This is a genomic window from Pseudomonas sp. IT-232MI5 (assembly GCF_949767845.1).
Taxonomy (GTDB): domain Bacteria; phylum Pseudomonadota; class Gammaproteobacteria; order Pseudomonadales; family Pseudomonadaceae; genus Aquipseudomonas.
In genome coordinates this window covers 109,100-128,197 of sequence record NZ_CATKQE010000002.1, presented here as the reverse complement: position 1 = coordinate 128,197, position 19,098 = coordinate 109,100, and the positions used below count along the sequence as shown (strand labels likewise).

Below are 19,098 nucleotides of genomic sequence, written 5' to 3'. Positions count from 1 at the left end.
GTGCCCATGGAGCGCGACGCTCCATCAGCATCGCTTATTTCCACCAGTATTCGACCTGCAATCCGACATTCGCACCGTGACGAGCACTGCCGAAGGCGCCGGTATCGGAGAGTGCCGAGCCTTTGGCCAGTTGGTTGGCCGCACGTTTCGCCGCCTCGTTCCAGGTGGCGTACGTGTAATACAGACGCACCTCGGGTCGCGCCCAGAACTCCGGGCCTTTGGGCGACCAGGTCGGGGCAAACGTGAACTTGCTCAGTTTGCGCGTGCCACCCGGGGCTTCAACTTGATCGTGGCCCAGTTCGGTGACCAATTTGAAGTGTTCGCTGAGCGCATAGGCGGGACGCACACCCAGAGAGATCCAGTTCTGGTCGACACCGTCCGGACGAATGTCTTTCTGGTACACCGCCGCAATCTGGCCACCGAAACGCGGCGTCACTTGCCAGTCGAAAAATTCGACCATCCGGTAACTCTTGTTGCTGTCGTCCAGTTTGACGTTGCCGGTATAACCCAGCCCGGTGCCCGGCCCCTCACCGTATTGCAGCGCGAGTTTGTTCTTGCCGCCGAGGAAATCCGTCTGCACATGTTGCGTGGTGATCGCCCAGCCCCGGTGGGCATCGCGGCTGTCGGGTTTGTCGATATAACTCAAGCCGAACTCCAGCTCACCGCCAGGGTTGGTCTTGAACCCGGCGACGTTGAAGTCGTGCCGATTGATGTAGTCCTTTTGGTACAGGTTGTCCTTGCGCGAAAAGGCGTAGCTGTACTTCAGATCACCGATCAATACGTCCTCGATCCCGCCCCCGGTGGCGCTCTGGTTCCAGTAGTAGAAGTCGGAAATATGGATGTCATTGCGCTTGTAGTAACGGCGCCCGGCCCACAGAGAACCGCCATTGAGCGCGGGCATCGCTGACCACTGTGCGTAGGCCTGCGGCAAGCGTATCGAGCCGTTGTCATCTTTGAATGTGGGACTGCGGTCGTAACGGTTATACAGCGAAGCCATGCCATCGACACTCAGGACCGAACCGTCGTCGAGGGTGTACAGATCCTGACGCAACTCCAACTCACCGTATTGCTCGCATTCGTTACCCAGACGATATTTGGTCTGCGCCCCCGGTAACTGGAAGCACGACTGACCGCTGCTGTTGACCGACGTGCCGACGCCGCTGCGCAAATAGCCGCCAAACTCCAGCGCATGTGAAGTCGAAGGTAAGGCCAGGCAAAAACCTGCGACTGCAAGGCTGCGATTTATTGTTGTTTTCATAAGCCACCCCATTGTTTTTATTGTCTGGTTGCATGAATTCGGCGCGCAGAAATCCCCCGCGCAATGCTCTGCGTGTTTTTTTGAAAGCTGTTTTTTTAGTTAAGGATCAGGGATCGATCAGGTGCAGAACGAAGGACTCGTAAGGCCGTAACGTCACCTGGCGTTTGCGCAACGGCCCGTCCGGATAGTTGCTGATCAACGGGCGCTGGCTCATTGACTCGCTGATGACCGTCGCCGGCAATTCCACTTCACAGGTTGTCCCGTAGAAGTTGTTCACCACCAACAAACGCTCGGCGCTGCCTTCACGTACATAGGCCCAGACTTGTGGATGTTCGGGCAGTAATTGTCGGTACACCCCCTCGGTCATCAACGATTCGCGGCGACGCAGTGCGATCAGATTGCGGTAGTGATGGAGTACCGAATCGGGGTCATCGAGCTGTCTGGCGACGTTGATCTGCGCGGCATTGGCCGGCACTCCGATCCATGGCTCGACACTGCTGAAACCGGCGTTCGGCCCGGCGTCCCAGTGCATCGGCGTACGGCCGTTATCACGGGATTTCTGCTTGATTGCCGCCATGTTGTCGGCATCACTGCTGCCGGCTTCGCGCTTGAGGCGAAAGATGTTCAGCGTCTCGACATCGCGATAATGCTCGATCGATTCGAACCCCGGATTGGTCATGCCCAACTCTTCGCCCTGATACACGAACGGCGTGCCCTGGAGAAAATGCAGCGCGGTGCCGAGCATCTTCGCCGAGCGTTCGCGGTGCTCGCCGTCATTGCCGAAACGCGAGACCACTCGCGGTTGATCGTGGTTACACCAGAACAGCGCGTTCCAGCCGCCACCGGCCTGCATGCCGGTCTGCCAGTCGGACAGAATCCCCTTGAGCTGGAGGAAATCGAAATCGGCGCGCACCCACTTTTGCAGGTTCGGATAATCGACTTTCAGGTGATGAAAGTTGAAGGTCATCGACAGCTCTTTAGACTGCGGATTCGAATAACGAATGCAGTGTTCGAGGCTGGTCGATGACATCTCGCCGACATTGATCAGGTCGTGCCCTTCGAAGACTTCGCGGTGCATCTGCTGCAAGTACGCGTGGACATTCGGCCCGTCGGTATAGAAGCGCCGGCCATCGCTGCGGTCTTCGGGAAAGTCCTCCGGCTTGGAGATCAGATTGATCACGTCCAGACGAAAACCACCCACGCCCTTGTCCCGCCAGAACTGCATCATCCGGAACACTTCAGCGCGCACCTTGGGGTTGTCCCAATTGAGGTCGGCCTGGGTGTGGTCAAACAGGTGCAGGTAATACTGACCGGTCTGGGCTTCGTACTCCCAGGCCGAACCACCGAATTTGGATTCCCAGTTGTTCGGCTGATCGCGCCAGATGTAGAAATCACGGTAAGGGTTGTCGAGGCTGCTGCGCGCCTGCTGGAACCATACGTGTTCGATCGAGGTGTGATTGACCACGATGTCGAGCATCAGCTTGATTCCGCGCTTGCCCGCTTCGGCGATCAGCAATTCGCAGTCGGCCATGCTGCCGTAGCTCGGATCGATGGCGTAGTAATCGCTGATGTCATAGCCGTTGTCGCGTTGCGGCGAACGCAGGAATGGCGTGATCCACAAGCAGTCGACACCCAGCCACTGCAGGTAATCGAGCTTGGCGACGATACCGAGCAGATCACCTGTCGGGTTGCCGGCGTGGCTATGAAAGCTCTTCGGATAGATCTGGTAGATCACCGAACGTTGCCAGTCTTGCATGGCGCAACTCCTTCAATAATGTCAGGCAACCCGATAACCGGGGCGGACAATCTTCATGCTCAGTGCACAGGTCAGAACAAACGGCACGAGCATGGCAATCAGCATCCCGAGCACAAACATCGGGATGTACTGCGGAATGATCGAGATGAAACCCGGCAGACCACCGACGCCGATGGCCGAGGCCTGAACCTTGTTCAGCGACAGGAACACACAGCCCAGCGCCGAGCCGGTGAGCGCGGCGTAGAACGGAAACTTGTAGCGCAGGTTTACGCCGAACATCGCCGGCTCGGTGATCCCGAAGTAGGCGGAAATCGCCGAGGTCGACGCCATGCTCTTGTCCCGCGCATTACGGGTCATCCAGAACACCGCCAAGGCGGCGCTGCCCTGGGCGAGATTGGACATGACGATCATCGGCCAGATGAAGGTGCCGCCCTGGGTCGAGATCAATTGCAGATCGACCGCGAGAAACATGTGGTGCATGCCGGTGATCACCAGCGGCGCATACAGCAGACCGAAAATCGCTCCACCCACCATCGGCGCCAGATCAAACAGCATGACCAGCCCTTCGGTGATGAAGATGCCGATGTGGCGGGTCACCGGGCCGATCACTGCCAGCGCCAGCACGCCCGTAACGACGATGGTGGTGATCGGCACCACGAGCAATTGAATGGCGTTGGGCACGCGCGCCCGCAGCCATTTTTCGATGACGCTCATCACGTAGGCGGCCAGCAGAATCGGCAGGATCTGCCCCTGATAACCGACCTTTTCCACCTGAAACAGCCCGAGAATGTCGAAGTACGGCAACTGCTGCCCGTCGAGCCCGGCCACGGCCTTGCCATAGTTCCAGGCGTTGAGCAGATCCGGATGCACCAGCATCAGGCCGAGCACGATGCCGAGGATCTCGCTGCCGCCAAAACGTTTGGCCGCCGACCAGCCCACCAGCGCCGGCAAAAACACGAACGAGGTGTTGGCCATCAGATTGATCAGGCTCCACAACCCGTCGAGTTTCGGGTAGGCATCGAGCAGGGTCTGCCCGTCAATGAACATGCCTTTGGCACCGAGCAGATTGTTGATGCCCATCAGCAGGCCGGCAATGATCAGTGCTGGCAGGATCGGCATGAATACATCGGAAAACACCCGCACCAGACGCTGCATGGCGTTGATCTTTTCGGCGCTTTTCTGTTTGACGTCAGCGATGGTCGACGCCGCGAGACCGGTCTGGCGACGCAGTTCGGCATAGACCTTTTCCACTTCGCCCGGACCGATCACCACCTGATACAAACCACCGGTGAAGAACGAGCCCTTGACCAGATCGATCTGATTGAGCGTGGCAGTGTCGACCAGGCTCGGGTCCTTCAGGGCCAGTCGCAACCGCGTGACGCAATGGGCGGCCTGTTCGAGGTTGTCGCTGCCGCCGAGGCTTTGCAGCAATTGCCTGGCGATATTCGGGTAGTCGTGGCTCATGCTAGTTCTTCCGCTATGGATTGTTGTTATTGGCAGCACGCCGAAGCGAAAAATACTCGTCTGTACGAGTTAATGCAACAACTCGTACAGACGAGTTTGTTTATGTATGTTCCTGCCAGACCGAAGACGAATTTTCCTACTCAGCCCTAAGGTGATTTCCATCGTCCACATGGACAAAGCCCTACCCTGGCCTTAAGGTTCGAAGCTTTGAGCACAGTCGGCACCGAGCCTACCCATGAGCAAATACAACCAGATCTATAGCGATCTGCTGGCCAGCATCACGACTGAACGCCTGGAGCGCGGCGCCCGCCTGCCTTCCGAAACCGAACTGATGGACAGCTATCAGGCCAGCCGTGGCACGGTGCGCAAGGCCATCGAATTACTTCAAGAGCGTGGCTTTGCGCAGAAAATCCACGGCAAAGGCACCTTCGTGCTTTCGACCAACCCGATCGAGTTTCAGCTCGGTGGCATCGTCAGCTTTCAAGAGACCTACCCGCGCCTGGGCAACGATGTCAGCACCGAAGTGGTCGAGCTGAGCCAGATCCCGCTCGAAGGCGCCCTGCTCGAGCACATCCACGCCGAACCCGGCAGCCTCATCACCCGTATCAAGCGTGTGCGGCGGATCGACGGCAAACGGGTCATCCTCGACATCAACCACTTTGTCAGCGAAGTGATTCCCGGCCTGTCCCTCGACATCGCCGAACAGTCGATCTATGCGCATATCGAACAGACATTGCAGTTACAGATTGCCTACGCCCAACGCACCATCGAAGCCGTGCCGCGCAGCAAGGACGATCAACTGCACCTGGATCTCGACGGCCAGAGCCATGTGATCGTGGTCAGCAACCAGACCTTTCTTCAGGACGGTCGGCAGTTCGAGTACACCGAATCACGGCACACCCTCGACAAGTTCTACTTTTCCGACGTGGCTCGGCGCTGACCCCGGCACATTTCCAACGATCGTGTGCGGTACATATGTAGTGCACTCCCCTTGAGCGAATCGGCCATGCTCGGCTCTCATTTCTCAAGGATGGAGAAAGCATGTACGCCACCCAACCACGTCCTCTGCCAAACGCGGCAGACAAAGCGGCGCTGAAGCGAATCGCCTATACCGTCGTGCAGAACTGCCCCGGTCTGCAGGACGCCGCCCATCAAGCGGCCCGTGATCTGCTGGAAGCCAAAGGCTTGTCGAGCCTTGATCCGGATCAGGTTTATTTCCATCGTTTCAAGACCGCCCAAAGCAGCACCCGCTCGTTTACCGGCTGGGAGCACATCCGCGAAAAACCCTACGAATCGATGACCCTGACACAGTTGGTGATTCATCGTTTTCGCACCACCGACCAGGACAACGCTGATCTTCTCGATCTATACGGCGGCTTCTACACCAAAGGTCCGCAGGGCGAGAATTTCGACGAGAAAAATCAGGTGCGCCTGCACGGCAACGAGGTCTTGAACGCGTTCTGGAGCCTCGATTTCAGTGGTCACTACACCGCCACTCTGACGGACTTCTGGAACAGCCACGCTGACGACTTCCGCACATTGGCCAAGTGCAATTTCCTTAGCCGTGCGGTGCAGGCCCTGGATCTTGGGCAGCTCACCGGCAGTGACTTTCAATGGCTGATGGACTCGGTGGTGGGGCCTGTAAGCTGGCCGGTCACCCTGAGCATGCTGCACACGAGCCACACGGCAACGGGGGAGGTACGCGCCTTCGACATTGACGGGCACGTCGCCACGCAGCTGCTGCGCATCGTCGACCCCGCCGGCCGGCAGATTATCTATCTGCCCAGTGAAGCCGAAGCCTTCGTGGTCAAGGAAACGCCGGCGGACCTGCATTGGTGGGTTCTGGATCAGCTGAACGACGCAAAACGCCGCGCGACCTTCCTGAATCATTTTGCCCTCGCCGATCGTCAGCACATGAGCGAGAACATTACCGATCTGATGAATCGCCTGGTGGCCACCTGGGGCCGGGCCGACCATCACCTGATCAACCGCACAAACCAGGTGCTGAGCGATGATGCATTCAGCTGGCTGCGCGACACCACACGTCAGGCGATGTTTGCTGAAGCTCACCTGTCGCTGACGTCCAATGGTGATCTGCGCAAAAAACTGTGGATCGGCTACTTGAGTGCAGGCCTCAAGGTGTTTGGACCGATGGCCACTGTCGGTTGGCCGCTGGCGTTGCCGGTCATAGGCGCGACCATCGCCAGCATGGGCCTGAATATCGATCAGGCGCAGAACGGCAAGAGCAACGCCGAACGCAAGGCGGGCGTATTGGGTGCGGTATTGAGTGGCATCAATCTGTTATTCAACCTTCCATTGCTGATCGGCACCGGGCCGATGCTGGAGGTGGGCGCTGAGGTAGAGGCGGCAGAGGCCGCAGAAATGGCCGAGTACAGCGAAGCCTTGAATCCCTCCGCCGAAGCCGCCCCCCCATTGCAGATCATGGTGCCGGACGATCTCGACATCACCGTGCCAAATATCGATGAAACGACGCTGATTCCGGCGCAGAACGCCCCACCGCCCCCGGTGCCCGAACGCTATCAATGCAACGAACTGCTCGATGGCGCGGCACTCGGCGAGGGATACGGGAAATTCCACGGCGTGTACCGTCTCGACTCTGATCCGCCCTATGCCGTTCTGATGAATGACACTCCGTACTATGTCCGCTACTTCGCCAACTCTCGCGGCGGTGGCGACTGGGCAATCGTTGACCCGGAGCGTCCCAACCAGCTTGTTCACGCCTTGCCGATCCGCCTCAATGGCGAAGGGCAGTGGGAGCGGATGCCAGCCCTGGGCCTCAAAGGTGGCGGCCAGTGCATGGGCAAACAATGCACCCCGGATCTCGAACTCGACACCTTCGAACCTGTATCACCCGAGGCGGCCGCTCCACCGGCGGAAGAACTGCAACCCTCGACATCGCGCCCCCCGCGTCCTGTAACCAGCGCCTACGACATCGATCCGCCGGTGCGCCGTTCCATTAAAAGCTGGGCGTTGAACCTCAACGAAACCCATGCCCAGTTGCAGCCCGACGGAGAAGGCGGTTTTGGCATGGATGACCCGTTCGAATTGTATGCCGCCGGCAAACGCAAGCTGCTGCAAGGTTCGGCCCGAGGCTTTTTCAAGAATCTGCCGTGGATCATCCAGCCTGCGCGTCCGGCAATCCCCGAAATCAGCCGTCTGATGCCGCTGGCCGATCTTGTCGATGGCATTTTTGAAAGTGCTTCAGGGCTAGTGGTGGGAGAAACCCTTGATCGCATCGCCAGCCTGCGTTTTCTGATTGAAAGCATGCCGGCACTGGCCCGCCACGCGAAAACCCTCTACATGCGTGGGCTGCTCAGTGACTTCGCTCAGGTTGAGCTGAACCGCTACTTCACCAGCGGCAACATGACCGTTGATTTGCGCACTTACCTGAGCAGCCTGGGCACCGATCCCGCCAGTCGATTCAACCCACTGGAACTGGTCCAGGTCGCGCGAGCGAACGGCGTTCGGGTCCAGGCGATCGACTGCGCCGCCAGCTACAAAATGAAAACCCCGCTGCCCTCCGTCGACGAGCAGATGATGAGCACCTATCTGACAAACGACATCATGACCGGCGACGTCTACCTCAACAGCCCGGGAAAATGGATCGTAGTGACGGATGCTCACAACACCAATACCTTCAGAGGACTGCTGGGCATCAGTGAATTGAAAGGAGCAATCGGTCTGCGAATCGATGAAGTCGGCATTGGTGAAGAGCTGGGTGTGGATGTCGATCCGGGTATTGAAGTGCCACGCGGCAGCTCGCCCGGTGGCACTGTCAGGCAAGGAAATCCGGATCTGCTTCGCGCCGACTTGCGCTTGAAAGTTCAGGCACCCGAGCTGGTCTGGAGCGAGGAGACGTTGGAGAATCTTTTGTACCGGCGCGGCATGTATCTGTTCGAAAAAGCAGGCGACAGCTACACCCTGATCCACCGCAGCAAACAGGGCATGCTCCAGCGCACTCCGATATCTCGATTGAGTGACGGTAATGTCTCCCTCCACCGACCTGCGTGGCAGCGGGTGAATGACATTGAGTTCGCTAACCTGAAGGAAATGTCTCAACGTTTGTCCGATACCGGGCTGATATTGCGTAGCCGGATCCCTGTTTGAGGCTGATCGGTATTAACCAATCTTCTGCCGAAGCAGCTTGTTACCGTTGAAACAGGCAACCACCTGCCAAACAAAGACAACCTTACGTAGAATGCCGGCGTGGCTATGGAACACCTTCCTTCTAAACCTCCTATGACCTAGGGGTTTCGCTCTCCACACTGCGCCTGCTTCTTGCAGGCGTTTTTACATCTGCTGTAGACACGATGCTGCAGCTCGTCCATGACGGCGATCAAAGGAGAAATTCAAGTATGAATCAGGAGCTGTTCCTGCGTCGCCGCAGCAAAGTTCACGTCCCGATGGGTTCTGGCGGTGCTACGCGCGCCCAGGTCGCGTCGGCTGTCCAGGAAGTCGCGGCGTTCCGATGCGTACTGTCAGAGCCTCTGATCGAGCAAATCGGCATGTTGTCAGCCACAGAACTCAAGTACTGGCTGCGCGATATTATCAGAGTGCTTCGCCGGCAGACTGGTGCTCACGTGCACCACCGGCCGTTTTATCCAGACTTTCCAGAGCATGTTCTAGCGGCCTCCGAGGCGGAGTTGTACCTTAACGCCGTCATCCACTACCTCACGCTTTGGCGATTACCAGCGACTGAACACGCTCGACCTCCGATGCTGGAAGGCAACTTCATTTCCCGCGTTATCGAACCGGGAGGCGTCGCTGAATTCGAGTCACTGCTTGAGCCGCTGGTTTCATCGCGCACCTCGCTCTCTGAGGAGGAAACGGCCGATGTCGTCTGGTTTATCCGAGAGTACAAAAGCGATGTGTTCCGTCTGCTGCCAGAGACCATTGCGTTCCGGGAAATCCGTGCACAGGTTGGCGGCGCGCTGATTCGGTATGTCGCCAGCGATGCACGTGTGGACGCATTCCTGCAGCGAAACGTCGAAACAGCAACTGATGTGCTACGACTGGCGGTCGCGTTGAGTGGCGGAGACGTGTCGCTGACGACAGCTACGACACGCTTCAAAGCAATGAAGCGCTCGATGCGCCGTCTATTATTGCGCCTGCTCGATAACATACCCAACGCAGCAGAAGACGTGATGCGCCATGCTGAGCGCTGGAAACGTCTGGCTGAAGTACTGCATCCCGGCGATTACGGCGATAAGTACCCACAAGCTCTAGCCGTTATCACGGCAGCGCGCCGTAACGAACCGCCCATCACATTTAATTCACGTGTCGAAAGATTGCTGGCCCAGCGTGACATCACCGCGCTCACGCTCCTGTTACAAAGCCGTCCCGGTGAGTTCGCACGAAGACTAGACGTGACCCTGCGCCGCGCGACGGAAGCAGACTCGGTACTCGACGCGTTCGAGGCGGTTGCAGAACAGGTGTCCTCGCCTGTCCTGTTGCAGGTACTGGTCCAGGTTCGCGCCCCGCGCCCCTTGCCCCTGCGGGCGTTCACACCGAAAGGTTCATTCGCCAAAGTCTATGCCATCAAGGATCGACGCGAACCTCTCACACCTGAAGTATTGGCGCGTGCAGCCCGCATCTGTGAGGACGCGCTCGTACAACGTTTTGCGTCATTGCCGCCGCTAGGCCGCTGTTACATCGATCCAGCACTACACGAATACAAGGTTCCGCTGGCGCAGCGCGCCGCATCGAAATCGCTACGTACGCTGGTTCGGGGCTGTCGGCTGCCAATGCCCGACACACGTTTCATTCGCCTGTTCCTGTGGTGGAAGAACGGTCGTGCCCGTACGGACATCGACTTGTCCGCCGCATTTTTCGACGCCAATTTCGTATTCAAAGATACGGTCGCGTACTACAACCTGAAGGGTTACGGCGGCTACCACAGCGGCGACATCGTCGATGCGCCCGACGGGGCTTCGGAGTTCATCGACCTCGACCTTGATGTTCTGGTCGAGAAAGGTATCCGCTATGTCGTCACGTCCATCAACTCTTTTACTCAGCAGCCGTATTGCGATCTTCCGGAATGCTTCGCTGGCTGGATGGCGCGCACTGATACGGCGTCGGGTGAAGTATTCGAACCGCGCTCCGTGGTCGATCGCATCGATATCGCCTCCGATACAGTGATTTGTCTGCCATTCGTGATGGACTTGCAGGAACGACGCATGATTTGGGCCGATCTGGGGCTTACTTCATCTCCCCGGTGGAACAACGTCGACAAAAACCTCAGCGGGGTATCGTTGATGCTGCGGGCCTTGGTGCATACACCACGCCCGGATCTGGAAACACTTTTCGACTTACATGCTCGAGCGCGGGGAGAACGAGTGGATTCGCCGCAGCAGGCAGAGGCAGTGTTTGCGCCAGATCAAGGGCTGACGCCGTTCGATACAGATCTCATTCGATCCCAATATCTTTGATACCGGCGACAAGTGCCTGGAGGACGCCGGACAAACAGTCCTCCTCCATCACCCCCACTCAATTATCAATAGTGGGCAATATGCGGTAGCCGGCTAGTGCACTCCCCTTGAGCGAATCGGTCATGCTCGGTCTTTGTTTCTCAAGGATGAAGAACGCATGACCTCCCCCGAACGACGTCTCCTGCCAAACGCAGCGGACAAAACTGCCCTCAAAGCGATTGCCACGACGATCGTGCAGACTTGCCCGAGTCTGCTCGACGCAGCCCGGCAAGTCGCCAACGAACTCCTGGCGGACAAAGGCCTGTCCGGCCTGGATTCCGACCGGGTTTACTTCCACCGTTTCAAAACGGCGCAGAGCAGCGCGCTGACCTTCACGGGTTGGGAGCATTTGCTCGAAAAGCCTTACGAAACGCTCACCCTCACGCAGTTGGTGATCCATCGCTTTCGTGCGACTGATCAAGACAACGCAGACCTGCTTGGCCTTTACTGCGGCTTCTATTCGGATGGCCCGGAGGCGGAAAACTTCAATCAGAGCAATGAAGTACGGCTGCTTGGCAGCGATGTGCTGAAAGCGTTCTGGGATGTCGATTTCAGCGCGCGTTACACAGGTCAACTGACGACATTCTGGCAAACCTCGTCGGATAACTTCCGCGCCTTGGCAAAGTGCAACTTTCTCAGCCTGGCGGTGCAGGCGCTGCAACAGGGTGACCTTGACGGGACTGATTTTCAGCGCGTCGTCGCCTCGGTTATCGGGCCCGTCACCTGGCCCGTTACCTTGCAAATGCTGCAAGCGTTGCACCCGGTCGGTGCTGAAGTGCGGGCGCTGGATCTCGATGGCCAGCTAGCCTCCAATGCGCTGCGTCTGGTGGAAGACAGTGGCAGGCAGACCCTTTACTTGCCAGGCGAAGCCCAGTCATTCCTCTTGATGGACAATGAAACGGATCTGCACTGGTGGATGCTTGAGCAGATGAATTCAGAGGACAAGCGCACGGCCTTTCTCAAGCATTTCCCGCTGGCTGAGCGCAATCACATGACCGAAAACCTCACCGACCTGATGAACCGTCTGGTGAGCACCTGGGGCCACAGCGATCACCGAATGATCAATCGCAGCAACGTCGCGATCAGCGGTGACGCATTCACTTGGTTGAGCGAGTCGACACGCACGAGCATGGTTGCCGAGGCACATTTGGCACTCACATCCAACAGTGCCCTGCGCAAAAAACTGTGGATCGGTTATTTGAGTGCCGGTCTGAAAGTGTTCGGCCCGATGGCCGCTGTGGGCTGGCCTGTGGCGTTGCCTTTGATTGGCGCGAGCATCGCGAACTTGGGCTTGAACATCGATCAGGCCGTCAACGGCACTACGCCAACCGAACGCAAAGCCGGTGTCACCGGCGCAGTGCTCAACGCGATCGACATTGTGTTCAACATTCCGTTTCTGATCAGCACTGGCCCACAACTTGAAGTGGGCCCACAGGTGGAGTTTGCTGAAGCTGAAGAAATGCGCGGGTTGATCGAGCTCACTTCGCCTGAACCACCATTCTTGCCGCCTCGGGATCTACCGCCAGTCACGGCGGTTGATCCAGAGGCGGCCGTTGAGCTGGCAAACGAAATCCCCATCGAGACGACCCTCGCATCCAGCCAGCAGTTGGCCACGGCTGCTGCGCGCCAGGGTTCGTCTTTTCCAAAGATTCCTGCCAAATATCGATGCAACGAGTTACTGGCACAGCGTTCTGTAGAGGCAGCGCCAGGCAAATATGAGGGTATTTACCGCCTGGACAAGGAGCCGGGCCATGCCATCGAAATGGAGGGTGCCGCGTACTACGTGCGCTACTTTGCCGACTCTGAAGACAGTGGCAACTGGGCCATTGTCAATCCCGAACGCCCCAATCAATTCGCGTACTCGTTACCCGTACGCTTCGGTAGTAGCGGCAAGTGGGAACGCATACCCGCGCTGCGTCTCAGGGGAGGAGGCCAATGCGTGGGCAAGGCGTGTTTCCTGGACACTGACCTGACCTCGTCCTCGGCCCCGGATCCGGCCACGCCGTCCGCGGAGCTTCCCCTCGTCGAACCGGTTTCACCGGTTGCGCGGCCGTTGCGCCTGGTTACTCCTCTCAACGACATCATCGGAATGGACTTGGCGAAAATGAAAAGATGGGCAATGAACTTGCCCGAGACTTCCGTCGAGCTTGCCAGTGCAAACCAGGGTAAATCATCAACTACCGATACGTATGCAGCCTATTTCCGCGACAGACGCACGTCCATGCTAAACGAGGCCAAAGAGTATTACTCAGAACTGAACTGGACCAACCTGCCCGCACGACCAGTCATCCCGCAAATCGACGCCGAGATGCAGGCCGCTGAGTTGATTGATCGCATCTTTGCCAATACCGATGGGCTGGTCGTCGGCGAAACACTTGATCGCATCGCCAGTATGCGTTTCATGATCGAAAACATGCCGACGTTTTCACGGCATATCCGCACACTATACGTACGTGGTTTGCTGAGTGATTTTGCCCAGGAAGATCTCAATGACTTTTACCGCTCGGGAGAGATGTCAGAGGATCTTCGAGGCTACTTGTCCAGCCTGGGTACCGACCCTGATGAACGATTCAACATCCTTGAACTGATCAAGGCTGCTCAGGCCAATGGCATCCGGCCCCATGGGCTTGAAGTCGCGCACAGTTACAAGTTGAAGGTACCGCTGACTTCGATCGAAGAGCAGATGATCCACGCCCGGCTCGCCAATCAAATCATGTGGGGTGACGATCTCCTCAACAAACCAGGGAAATGGGTTGCCCTGGTCGACGCAACGAACACCAATACCTTCAGAAATCTGCCAGGCATCAGCGAACTCAGAGGCGGCATCGGTTTACGGATCGAAGAAGTGGCGTCCACCGAAGTGGCTGACATCAGAGTCGACCCGGGACTGGAAGTCGCTCGAGGTCCGTTTGATAACGGGGCAACGACGCGCAACTCCTCCGACGTCTTATACGCTGATCTGCGCTTGCAGATCGCAGCACCTGTACCGCAATGGACTGAGGCAACAGTGAACACACTGCTGAATCGCAACGGCATGTTCATGTTCGAAAAAACGCAGAATGCATACACACTCGTGCGTCGCGACAGTGCCAGCAATATTGTTCGAACAATGGTGAATCGCAGAAGGGACGGTCAGGTTTACATCTGGGCACAGACGATGCCGCGGATCAGCGGCATCATGTTCCGTGACCTCGGCGCGTTATCCCAGCGCTTGATAGAGATCGGCTTGACCCTGCAAAGTCGCTTACCCAGCTGACTGTTTTCAGGGCATGAAACGAAAAAACCCTTGGCTTCAGGCCAAGGGTTTTTCGTTAATCAACCTGCAGCGGGATCACTCCCACTCAATGGTCGCCGGCGGCTTGCTCGACACGTCGTAAGTGACGCGGGAGATGCCTTCGATTTCATTGATGATGCGGCCGGAGACGGTTTCCAGCAGTTCGTAAGGCAGGTGAGCCCAACGCGCGGTCATGAAGTCGATGGTTTCCACGGCACGCAGGGCAACCACCCAAGCGTAACGACGGCCATCGCCAACAACGCCAACCGATTTCACTGGCTGGAACACCACGAACGCCTGGCTGACTTTGTGGTACCAGTCGGCTTTGCGCAGTTCTTCGATGAAGATGTGGTCGGCACGACGCAGCAGGTCGGCGTATTCCTTCTTCACTTCACCGAGGATGCGCACGCCCAGGCCCGGGCCCGGGAACGGGTGACGGTAGACCATGTCGTACGGCAGGCCCAGTTCCAGACCCAGACGACGGACTTCGTCCTTGAACAGTTCGCGCAGTGGCTCGACCAGTTTCAGGTTCATCTCTTCCGGCAGGCCGCCCACATTGTGGTGCGACTTGATCACGTGGGCCTTGCCGCTTTTCGCGCCAGCCGACTCGATCACGTCCGGGTAGATGGTGCCCTGAGCGAGGTACTTGATGTTTTCCAGTTTGTTCGACTGGGCATCAAAGACGTCGATGAAGGTGCGACCGATGATTTTGCGCTTCTTCTCCGGGTCGGCTTCGCCGGCCAGGTTGTTGAGGAACTGCTCTTCAGCGTTGGCGCGGATCACTTTGACGCCCATGTTCTCGGCGAACATGGCCATCACTTGCTCGCCTTCGTGCAGACGCAGCAGGCCGTTGTCGACGAAGACGCAGGTCAGTTGGTCGCCGATGGCTTTGTGCAGCAGCGCAGCAACAACCGAGGAGTCAACGCCGCCGGACAGACCCAGCAGCACGTTGTCGGTGCCGACTTGTGCGCGGATGTTGGCGATGGCGTCTTCAGCGATCTTCGACGGCGTCCACAGGGCTTCACAGCCGCAGATGTCGAGGACGAAACGCGACAGGATACGACCGCCCTGTTTGGTGTGGGTCACTTCCGGGTGGAACTGCACACCGTAGTAGCCACGGTCGTCGTTGAACATACCGGCGATCGGGCAGCTTGGGGTGCTGGCGAGGATGTGGAAGTCTTCCGGCATCCGGGTGACCTTGTCACCGTGGCTCATCCACACGTCGAGGCCGAACAGGCCGTCAGCGTCGATGTGGTCTTCGATGCCGTCGAGCAGGCGGCTCTTGCCAACCACATCAACGCGGGCGTAACCGAACTCACGCAGTTCGGAACCTTCAACCTTGCCGCCCAGTTGCTCGGCCATGGTCTGCATGCCGTAGCAGATACCGAAAACCGGTACGCCCAGGTCAAACACGGCCTGTGGGCAACGCGGGCTGTCGGCGACGTGCACGGACTCGGGGCCGCCGGCGAGGATGACGCCTTTAGGAGCGAATTCGCGGATCGCATCTTCGTCCATGTCGAACGGGTGCAGTTCGCAGTACACACCGATTTCACGCACGCGGCGGGCAATCAGTTGGGTGTATTGCGAACCGAAGTCGAGGATCAGGATGCGGTGAGCGTGAATATCGAGGGCCATGATTCAGTCTCGTTTAAGTCGTTCAGAAACAGTCGTGATTCAGAAACAACTCGGGGCTGAATCAAACAGCCCCGGTTGCTTACTTTATTGCTTGAAGGCTCAACCTACGCGGTAGTTTGGCGCTTCTTTGGTGATCTGCACGTCGTGAACGTGGGATTCGGCCATGCCAGCGCCGGTGATCCGCACGAATTCAGGCTTGGTGCGCATTTCTTCGATGTTGGCGCTGCCGGTGTAACCCATCGAGGAACGCAGACCGCCCATCAACTGGTGAATGATCGCGCTCAGGGTGCCTTTGTAAGGAACACGGCCTTCGATGCCTTCCGGAACGAGTTTCTCGGCGCCTGCCGAGGAGTCCTGGAAGTAACGGTCGGAGGAGCCTTGAGCCTGGGACATGGCGCCCAGCGAACCCATGCCGCGATACGCCTTGTACGAACGGCCCTGGAACAGTTCGATCTCGCCCGGCGCTTCTTCAGTACCGGCGAACATCGAGCCCATCATCACGCAGGAAGCACCGGCTACGATGGCCTTGGACAGGTCACCGGAGAAACGGATGCCGCCGTCGGCGATCAACGGAACGCCAGTGCCTTCAAGGGCAGCGGCAACGTTGGCGATAGCACTGATTTGCGGGACGCCGACACCGGCGACGATACGGGTGGTGCAGATCGAGCCAGGGCCGATACCGACCTTGACTGCGTCAGCGCCTGCTTCGGCCAGAGCCTTGGCAGCGGCGCCGGTGGCGATGTTGCCGCCGATCACCTGCACTTCAGGGAAGTTCTCTTTGACCCAGCGAACACGGTCGATCACGCCTTTGGAGTGACCGTGTGCGGTATCGACTACCACGACGTCCACACCAGCGTTGACCAGGGCTGCGACGCGGTCACCGGTGTCTTTACCGGTACCGACAGCAGCGCCCACGCGCAGACGACCTTGATCGTCCTTGCTGGCCAGCGGGTAGGCTTTGGCTTTTTCGATATCGTTGACGGTCATCATGCCTTTGAGGGCGAATTTGTCGTCGACGATCAGCACGCGCTCGATGCGGTGCTTGTGCAGCAGTTCGCGTGCTTCGTCCTTGCTCGCGCCTTCCTTGATCGTGACCAGACGCTCTTTGGGCGTCATCACTTCACGGACGGTGGCTTCCAGACGGCTTTCGAAACGTACGTCACGGGAAGTGACGATGCCGACCAGGTCGCCATCGTGCAGAACCGGAACGCCGGAAATGTTGTGCATGCGGGTCAATTCGAACAGATCACGAACCGTGGCATCAGCCTCGATGGTGATCGGATCCTTGACGACGCCGGCTTCGAACTTCTTGACCTTACGCACTTCGGCAGCTTGCTGCTCGATGGTCATGTTCTTGTGGATAATGCCGATGCCACCTTCCTGAGCCATGGCGATTGCCAGACGGGCTTCAGTGACGGTGTCCATTGCAGCAGAAACCAGAGGAATGTTCAGCTCGATGCCACGGGTAAGGCGGGTCTTGAGACTGACTTCGTTAGGAAGTACCTCGGAATAACCAGGCACTAAGAGAATGTCGTCGAATGTCAGAGCTTCTTGGCTGATACGCAGCATCGCGGGGGCTCCCGAGCGGGAAAATGGAAGCGCGCCATTATAGTCAGACACCCCCTGCTGTTCAATGTAAAACTCAGCTTAATATCAATGTTGCTGATGTACGGGAAATCCCCGCCCCTACAGCTCCACCTTGACCCAAGAGACAGGTTGATCGAGCCAATCGGCGAACTCATCGATAAAGCTTTGCTTGAAGCCCGCCTCCAGCCAGTTATTGAAGATGAAACCAAGGTTGGAGAACGCGCATTCCTGCAAAAACAGAAAACCGTTGATGTCATCTTCGTGCCCGCATTCCGGGCACGTGAAGTTGTCGGTGCGGCCCGGGAACCAGTCTTCAAGGCTTTCGAACAGTGCTTCGCCGACTTCACGACGGCACTCGGCGCAACCAGCTTCTTCGAGGAAGCCCTTGGCCGGCGTGTAGATGCAGCGCTTGGTGACGATCTCCAGCCCGTTGATCGGCTCACCGAATGGCAAGGCTTGCGGGTGCAGGACCACAGCACGGGCGCCATCGGCAATCGCGTAAGCCATGCGGTTACCGGTGCGGCCACAGGTGGTCAGCTCTTCCTTGATGATGTTCTTGCGCACCAGCCAGCGCACGATCGCCCGGGCCCGGGGTTCGTGGACCGGCAGGGTGGAGATTTTCGGGACGATGATGCTTTGCGAATTCATGGTGCAGCCTGCGACGTCAAATGGAAATTCTGCGGTGCTCACTCCGCCGCCATCGCGGGCAAGCCCGCTCCCACAGGGATCTCGTTCGGTCACAAATGTTGTGTACACCAGAGAAACCTGTGGGAGCGGGCTTGCCCGCGATGGCGTCAGTGCGGCCGGCAGCTTAATCCCTGACGAAATCCGGTCAAGTGCTGAGGTAGCGTCCGATCAATGCGAGCCCGCTCGCCAGCACCAGCCACGTCACCAATCGCACAAACGCCTCGCGCGATAGGCGCATGGTCAATCGCCGCCCGATCCACAACCCCAGCGCCATGGCCGGCAACAGACACAGCGCCAGCATCAACAAGGGTAGCTCGGCATATACACCGGCGATAGCAAACAGGCTCAAACGCACCACCGTGCTGCAACTGATCAACGCACTTTGCGTGGCCCGCGCCGCATCCTTCGGCAGCCGACTATTCAGATAGATCGCATAAAGAAACCCGCCACTGCCAAACAGCGCCCCAAACAACCCGCCCACCGTCCCCATCGGCACCGCCCATGCCGCCGACAATTGCGTTGGCCGCGCCTTCACCCACAAGCTGTAAATCGCATAGGCGCTGATAAACAACCCCATCAACAACAGCAATACATCGGATTTGAGGTTGAGCAGAAAAATCACCCCCAGCGTGCAACCGACTGCCATACACGGCAGCAGCCGCAGCAACTCGGGTTTGGCCACATCCCGCCGCGACGGCAGCAGATTGCCGAACGCCGCAACAAAATCCAGCAGCACCAGCAACGGCACGATTTTCGACAACGGCATGAACAGAATCAGAATCGGCCCCGCCACCAGCGCCGTGCCAAACCCGGCAATGCCGAACACGATATAGGCCAGGGCGATCCCCAGCCCGATCACCGCCCAGCCGCCGGTGCCCCATGTCCACTCACTCAACAACCCGGCCACGCTCATTGATCTGCTTCCTTAATAAGCCTGAGATGACTTTAG

The 19,098-nt window shown here is 58.1% G+C and carries 11 protein-coding genes; 4 read left to right on the top strand and 7 right to left on the bottom strand.

Annotated elements, in window-relative coordinates:
• Nucleotides 1-34 precede the first annotated feature (34 nt).
• The 3 genes from ACM6JQ_RS02010 to treP form a co-directional block, all read right to left on the bottom strand.
• Nucleotides 35-1,258: a maltoporin gene (locus ACM6JQ_RS02010; protein ID WP_414893137.1), complete on the bottom strand. Its 1,224-nt coding sequence runs from the start codon at nt 1,256-1,258 to the stop codon at nt 35-37.
• A 106-nt stretch (nt 1,259-1,364) separates the two neighbouring features.
• Nucleotides 1,365-3,014 carry an alpha,alpha-phosphotrehalase gene (gene treC / locus ACM6JQ_RS02005; RefSeq protein ID WP_414893136.1) on the bottom strand — a complete coding sequence of 550 codons (1,650 nt, stop codon included), beginning with the start codon at nt 3,012-3,014 and terminating at the stop codon, nt 1,365-1,367.
• Between the two features lie 21 nt (nt 3,015-3,035).
• Nucleotides 3,036-4,478 (bottom strand): PTS system trehalose-specific EIIBC component, encoded by a 1,443-nt coding sequence (gene treP / locus ACM6JQ_RS02000; protein ID WP_007916823.1) that lies wholly within the window; start codon nt 4,476-4,478, stop codon nt 3,036-3,038.
• A 235-nt stretch (nt 4,479-4,713) separates the two neighbouring features.
• On the opposite strand from treP, the gene treR reads away from it, so the two are divergent.
• The 4 genes from treR (at nt 4,714) to ACM6JQ_RS01980 (ending at nt 14,222) form a co-directional block, all read left to right on the top strand.
• Nucleotides 4,714-5,418 (top strand): trehalose operon repressor, encoded by a 705-nt coding sequence (gene treR, locus ACM6JQ_RS01995; protein ID WP_034156275.1) that lies wholly within the window; start codon nt 4,714-4,716, stop codon nt 5,416-5,418.
• A 101-nt stretch (nt 5,419-5,519) separates the two neighbouring features.
• Nucleotides 5,520-8,606 (top strand): membrane-targeted effector domain-containing toxin, encoded by a 3,087-nt coding sequence (locus ACM6JQ_RS01990; RefSeq protein ID WP_414893135.1) that lies wholly within the window; start codon nt 5,520-5,522, stop codon nt 8,604-8,606.
• A gap of 248 nt (nt 8,607-8,854) precedes the next feature.
• Nucleotides 8,855-10,927, top strand: a complete 2,073-nt coding sequence (locus tag ACM6JQ_RS01985) for a TerD family protein (RefSeq protein ID WP_414893134.1) — start codon at nt 8,855-8,857, stop codon at nt 10,925-10,927.
• A 157-nt stretch (nt 10,928-11,084) separates the two neighbouring features.
• A complete protein-coding gene (locus ACM6JQ_RS01980; protein WP_414893133.1) occupies nt 11,085-14,222 on the top strand; it encodes a membrane-targeted effector domain-containing toxin in 3,138 nt (1,045 codons plus the stop codon).
• A gap of 75 nt (nt 14,223-14,297) precedes the next feature.
• Here the strand turns inward: ACM6JQ_RS01980 and guaA are convergent, their stop codons facing one another.
• The 4 genes from guaA to ACM6JQ_RS01960 all read right to left on the bottom strand — a co-directional run bounded on the left by guaA (nt 14,298) and on the right by ACM6JQ_RS01960 (nt 19,062).
• Nucleotides 14,298-15,875: a glutamine-hydrolyzing GMP synthase gene (gene guaA, locus ACM6JQ_RS01975; protein ID WP_007916833.1), complete on the bottom strand. Its 1,578-nt coding sequence runs from the start codon at nt 15,873-15,875 to the stop codon at nt 14,298-14,300.
• A 99-nt stretch (nt 15,876-15,974) separates the two neighbouring features.
• Nucleotides 15,975-17,444, bottom strand: coding sequence for an IMP dehydrogenase (guaB, locus tag ACM6JQ_RS01970; protein ID WP_007916845.1), 1,470 nt, complete (start codon nt 17,442-17,444; stop codon nt 15,975-15,977).
• A 117-nt stretch (nt 17,445-17,561) separates the two neighbouring features.
• On the bottom strand, nt 17,562-18,110 hold the full coding sequence (locus ACM6JQ_RS01965) for a sugar ABC transporter ATPase (RefSeq protein ID WP_038363001.1): 549 nt from the start codon (nt 18,108-18,110) through the stop codon (nt 17,562-17,564).
• A gap of 184 nt (nt 18,111-18,294) precedes the next feature.
• Nucleotides 18,295-19,062: a sulfite exporter TauE/SafE family protein gene (locus ACM6JQ_RS01960; RefSeq protein ID WP_007916850.1), complete on the bottom strand. Its 768-nt coding sequence runs from the start codon at nt 19,060-19,062 to the stop codon at nt 18,295-18,297.
• Between the last annotated feature and the right edge of the window lie 36 nt (nt 19,063-19,098).

Coding starts and splice junctions, on each gene's coding strand:
- ACM6JQ_RS01985 (WP_414893134.1), top strand. CDS start 8,855: ATGAATCAGGAGCTGTTCCTGCGTCGCCGCAGCAAAGTTCACGTCCCG.
- guaA (WP_007916833.1), bottom strand. CDS start 15,875: ATGGCCCTCGATATTCACGCTCACCGCATCCTGATCCTCGACTTCGGT.
- treP (WP_007916823.1), bottom strand. CDS start 4,478: ATGAGCCACGACTACCCGAATATCGCCAGGCAATTGCTGCAAAGCCTC.
- ACM6JQ_RS01960 (WP_007916850.1), bottom strand. CDS start 19,062: ATGAGCGTGGCCGGGTTGTTGAGTGAGTGGACATGGGGCACCGGCGGC.
- guaB (WP_007916845.1), bottom strand. CDS start 17,444: ATGCTGCGTATCAGCCAAGAAGCTCTGACATTCGACGACATTCTCTTA.
- ACM6JQ_RS01990 (WP_414893135.1), top strand. CDS start 5,520: ATGTACGCCACCCAACCACGTCCTCTGCCAAACGCGGCAGACAAAGCG.
- ACM6JQ_RS02010 (WP_414893137.1), bottom strand. CDS start 1,258: ATGAAAACAACAATAAATCGCAGCCTTGCAGTCGCAGGTTTTTGCCTG.
- ACM6JQ_RS01965 (WP_038363001.1), bottom strand. CDS start 18,110: ATGAATTCGCAAAGCATCATCGTCCCGAAAATCTCCACCCTGCCGGTC.
- treC (WP_414893136.1), bottom strand. CDS start 3,014: ATGCAAGACTGGCAACGTTCGGTGATCTACCAGATCTATCCGAAGAGC.
- ACM6JQ_RS01980 (WP_414893133.1), top strand. CDS start 11,085: ATGACCTCCCCCGAACGACGTCTCCTGCCAAACGCAGCGGACAAAACT.
- treR (WP_034156275.1), top strand. CDS start 4,714: ATGAGCAAATACAACCAGATCTATAGCGATCTGCTGGCCAGCATCACG.